Annotated in this window: 3 protein-coding genes and 1 pseudogene; 1 reads left to right on the top strand and 3 read right to left on the bottom strand. The window is 66.4% G+C overall.

Annotation, left to right across the window (positions count from 1 at the left end):
* On the bottom strand, positions 1-492 hold a 492-nt coding region (locus tag B2W22_RS23795), incomplete at its 3' end, for a dihydrodipicolinate synthase family protein (protein ID WP_286936323.1).
* Positions 493-766: 274 nt separating this feature from the next.
* Here B2W22_RS23795 and B2W22_RS23790 point away from each other — a divergent pair.
* Positions 767-1753 carry a Bug family tripartite tricarboxylate transporter substrate binding protein gene (locus B2W22_RS23790; protein ID WP_286939753.1) on the top strand — a complete coding sequence of 329 codons (987 nt, stop codon included), beginning with the start codon at positions 767-769 and terminating at the stop codon, positions 1751-1753.
* 214 nt (positions 1754-1967) lie between these two features.
* On the opposite strand, the gene B2W22_RS23785 is transcribed toward B2W22_RS23790, so the two are convergent.
* Both B2W22_RS23785 and B2W22_RS23780 read right to left on the bottom strand, forming a co-directional pair.
* Positions 1968-3551 (bottom strand): aldehyde dehydrogenase (NADP(+)), encoded by a 1584-nt coding sequence (locus tag B2W22_RS23785; RefSeq protein ID WP_175136456.1) that lies wholly within the window; start codon positions 3549-3551, stop codon positions 1968-1970.
* A gap of 115 nt (positions 3552-3666) precedes the next feature.
* Positions 3667-3853: pseudogene (locus B2W22_RS23780) on the bottom strand (5-dehydro-4-deoxyglucarate dehydratase); the annotation flags it as partial.

Genomic DNA, 3853 nt, shown 5'->3' with positions numbered 1-3853 from the left:
CAGGTTGGGGCAGCGATCAGCTAGGCGGGCCAGGCTGTCGGCCGACAGACGCGACTGGGCGCGGTTGTAGACGATGACGCCGATGTTGACCGACTTGCAGACCTGCTCGACGTGGGCGGCGATGCCGTCCTGCGAGGCTTCGGTCAGGTAGTGGGGCAACAGCAGGACGCCCTTGGCGCCTTGGCGCTCGGCTTCTTGTGCGTAAGCGATGGCGGTGCGGGTGGGGCCGCCGGCGCCGGCCAGGATCGGCACCTTGCCCTTGCAGGTCTGCACGGCGGTGCGGATGACGTCGGAGTATTCATCAGGGGCCAGCGAGAAGAACTCACCGGTGCCGCCGGCTGCGAACAGGGCGGTGGCGCCGTAGGGGGCCAGCCATTCCAGACGAGCCGCATAGCTCTTGGCGTTGAAATCGCCGTTCTGGTCGAAGTCGGTCACGGGGAAGGAGAGCAATCCTTCCGAGACGATGGCTTTGAGTTCCTGGGGAGTCGTCATGGCTGTCTTCCAAATATAAGGAATGGGTATTGAAAAGGCGGTATGCCGTGGCCGCGGCGTTGTTCGATCCGCGATGTCAGTCATCGTACAACATATAAGTCGGGCATACAACGGCTTCCCGGGAGAAATGTTGTCGTACAACAAGCCGAATGTACCTTTTGAATCTAGGAATTTCCCTATATTGAACGGAGAAGTCGGCCGCGCTATCCTCAGCGCTCATTGTCATACGACAACGTACAAGAACGGCGACAATTCCAATCTCTAGGAGACAAGTTTGAAGGCATTCCCCCTGTTGAGCCGCCTGTCGGCCGTCCTGGCCGTCGCCACCGCTTTTGCCGCACCTGTCCACGCCGCTGATGACTGGCCGTCTGCGAAGGCCATCACGCTGGTGGTTCCGTTTGCGGCGGGCGGCACGTCCGACATTCTGGGGCGCTTGATCGCCCAGGAACTGGGCACGACGCTCAAGCAGACCGTCGTCGTTGAAAACAAGGGTGGCGCCGGTGGCGTACTGGGCGCGGACGCCGTGGCGCGCGCCAAGCCGGACGGCTACACGCTGCTGCTGGGCACGATCGCCACGCACGCGATCAACCCGTCGCTGCTGCCTAGCATCAACTACAACGCGGCCAAGGATTTCTCGCCCGTGATCCTGCTGGGCAGCATTTCCAATGTGCTGCTGGTAGGCGCGAACCAGCCCTATAAGAGCGTGCAGGATGTCGTTACCGCCGCCAAGGCCAATCCCGACACCATCGCCTTCGGCTCGGCCGGGCAGGGCACGTCGCAGCATTTGTCGGGCGAAGTGTTCAAGCAGCTGACGGGCGCGCACCTGACGCACGTGCCGTACCGCGGCAGCGCGCCGGCCATTTCGGACCTGATCGGCGGGCAGATCCCCAGCTCGTTCGAAACCGCCCTGGTCGCGTTGCCGTATGTGCAAAGCGGCAAGGTCCGCGCGCTGGCGGTCACGTCCGCCAAGCGCACCGCCGTGCTGCCGGACGTGCCCACCATGCAGGAAGCCGGCGTGCCGGGCTTTGACGTCAGCAGCTGGCAGGCCATCTACGCCCCGGCCAACACGCCGCCGGCTGTGGTCGAAAAGCTGAACAAGACGATCGCCGAGATCGTGGCCAAGCCGGAAGTCACCGCCAAGATGCAGGGCCTGGGTCTGGCCTACACGCCGAACACGCCGGCGGAATTCACGGCATTTCAGGCGGCCGAGCAGGCCAAGTGGGCCAAGATCATTGCCGATGGAAAGCTGAAGGCGCAGTGATTGCGTTGTTAAGTATGAAAGCCTGGCGCGGGGAGTCGATCCTCGCGCCAGGTTTTTTTATTGGGTTGGAGTTTTGACGGGGTGAATCGGGGTTTGCAATGGGCGTCTTAATAGGTGTCTGACACGGGCGCGAAATGGCGTAGGCCCCGGGCCGCGTGGGGCGGCGCCGGGGCCTATTTGTTGATGCGACGCCCGTAATCCAGGCGTCAACCCATTACGCCTTGACCAGCGTGCCGTCCACCATCCGCGTCAGACCCAACGGGTTACCGCGCTGGACGCCTTCCGGCAGCAGGCCGTCGGGCAGGTCCTGGTAGCAGACCGGACGCAGGAAGCGACGGATCGCCGTGGCGCCCACCGACGTCGAGGCCGGGTTCGACGTGGCCGGGAAGGGGCCGCCGTGGACCATGGCGTGGCTGACTTCCACGCCGGTCGGGTAGCCATTGGCCAGGATGCGGCCAGCCTTGCGTTCCAGCACGGGCAGCAGGGCGCGGGCGTCGTCCAGGTCGGCGTCGTCCACGAACAGCGTCGCGGTCAGTTGGCCTTCCAGGTGCTCGGCCACGGCGCGGACCTGCGCGGCGTCCTTGCACGCGACAACCAGCGAAGCGGGGCCGAACACTTCGGCTTCCAGCTCGTGCGAGGCCAGGAATTGGTCGGCGCTGGCGCCGAACACCACGGCGCCGGCGGCGTTGCATGCCGGGTTCGAGGGTTCGCCGCGGCCGACGGTGGACACGCTGGCGTGGCGCGCGAGGGCATCCGCGCCTTGCTCATAGGCCGAGAAAATGCCCGGCGTCAGCATGGTGGCGGCGCCCTTGGCCTTGACGGCCTCGGCGGCAGCCTGGCGGAAGCGGTCCAGCGCCGGACCTTCGATGCCGATCACCAGGCCAGGGTTCGTGCAGAACTGGCCCACGCCCATCGACAGCGAATCCACGAAGCCCTTGGCGATGGTCTCGGCGCGCGCTTCCAGCGCGGCGGGCAGCAGGAAGACGGGGTTGATGCTGGACATTTCCGCGTAGACGGGAATCGGCACGGGGCGGGCGTTGGCGGCAGCGACCAGCGCCAGGCCGCCGCGGCGCGAGCCGGTGAAGCCGATGGCCGTGATGGCCGGGTGCGTTGCCAGTGCCGTGCCGATTTCATTGCCGGCGCCAAACAGCAGCGAGAACGTGCCTTCCGGCAGACCGTGCTTGGCGACGGCTTGCTGGATGGCGCGGCCGACCAGCTCGGACGTGCCGGGGTGGGCGTTGTGCGCCTTGACGATCACCGGGCAACCGGCGGCCAATGCCGACGCGGTGTCGCCGCCCGCAACCGAGAAAGCGAGCGGGAAGTTGCTGGCGCCAAACACCACCACGGGGCCCAGGGGAACGTTGGCCAGGCGCAGGTCGGCGCGCGGCAACGGCTGGCGCTCGGGTTGGGCCGGGTCGATCGTGGCGTCCAGGAAGTAGCCGTCGCGCACGACGCGGGCAAACAGACGCAGCTGGCCGACGGTACGGCCGCGCTCGCCTTGCAGGCGGGCGACGGGCAGACCGGTTTCCTGGTGCGCGCGTTCGATCAGCGCGTCGCCGATGGCCACGATGTTCTCAGCGATGCTTTCCAGGAATTGGGCGCGCGTTTCCAGCGGCAGGGCGCGGTACGGGTCAAAGGCGGCGCGGGCCAGTTCGGCGGCGCGCGACACGTCGTCGGCGGAGCCGGCGGGGTAGGCGGGTTCCAGGCGTTCGCCGGTGGCGGGATTGATGGCGTGCTGGGCAGCGCCCGCGCCCAGGACGGCGGTCGAGCCGATCAACATCTGGCCGGTCAGGTTCATGGTCATCTCCAAAAATAGGCGCCGATCCGAAGGATGGGCGTTGTCGCCCCCGACGGGTCCGGGGAAAAAAATGCCCCCGGACCGGGGGCAGATAGCAGGTGTCAGTGCGGGCCGATTACTCGGCGCCGGACTTCTTGATCAGGGCGGCAAGCATTTCCATTTCTTCGCCGGTCAGGTCGGTCAGCGGTGCGCGCACCGAGCCCGCGTCGTGGCCGACCAGCTTGGCGCCGGCCTTGACGATGCTGACGGCATAGCCGGCCTTGCGGTTGCGGATTTCCAGATACGGCAGGAAGAAATCGTCC

The sequence above is a fragment of the Achromobacter sp. UBA4530 genome, from assembly GCF_002388205.1.
Classification (GTDB): Bacteria; Pseudomonadota; Gammaproteobacteria; order Burkholderiales; family Burkholderiaceae_B; genus Achromobacter; species Achromobacter animicus.
This window is presented reverse-complemented; position numbering and strand designations above follow the sequence as displayed.